The 687-nt window shown below is 45.0% G+C and carries 1 protein-coding gene; it reads left to right on the top strand.

What is annotated here, in order from left to right:
- Positions 1-687, top strand: a 687-nt coding sequence (murB, locus tag R7Z77_RS25790; protein WP_318137103.1) for a UDP-N-acetylmuramate dehydrogenase, incomplete at both ends; no start/stop codon positions are given.

Raw genomic sequence — 687 nt, 5'->3', positions numbered from 1 at the left:
CTTTTCACACTTTTGGTATCGAGCAGACTTGCTCCTCCTTAGCCATTGTTGACTCGATAGATGATGTAATCAGCCTCTATCAAAATCCTGCTTTTCAAAGTCTGCCGAAGTTGTTTTTGGGTAAAGGCAGCAATGTTCTATTTACTGAACATTTTGATGGTCTCGTCATTGTTAACCGCCTTTTGGGGAAATCGGTTTCAGAAACCCATGAAGATTATCTTCTGCATGTTCAAGGTGGGGAGGATTGGCCGCGTTTGGTGGCTTGGTGTGTTGCCCAAGGTATGGGCGGGATCGAAAACTTAGCTTTGATTCCCGGTTGTGCTGGGTCAGCTCCGATCCAAAACATCGGCGCATACGGGGTTGAACTAAAAGATCTTTGTAGCTACGTCGATGTATTGGATTTGACGACTTTAAAAACGAGGCGGATGAGTGCGGAAGACTGCGAATTTGGGTACCGAGATTCAGTTTTCAAACATGATCTATATGAAAAATGCTTTGTCACAGCCATTGGCTTGAAGCTGCCGAAGCGATGGACGCCGAAGAATCAATATGGGCCGTTACAAAGCATCCCTGAAAACGAATTAAGTCCAAATGCAATATTTGAACGTGTGTGCCAAGTTCGTATGGAGAAACTGCCAGACCCAGCTAAAGTCGGTAACGCAGGGAGTTTCTTTAAAAACCCTGTGA

It is taken from the genome of Vibrio sp. 1401, assembly GCF_033340295.1.
Note: the sequence above shows the minus strand (reverse complement) of the source record. Positions and strands in the feature narration are given on the sequence as shown.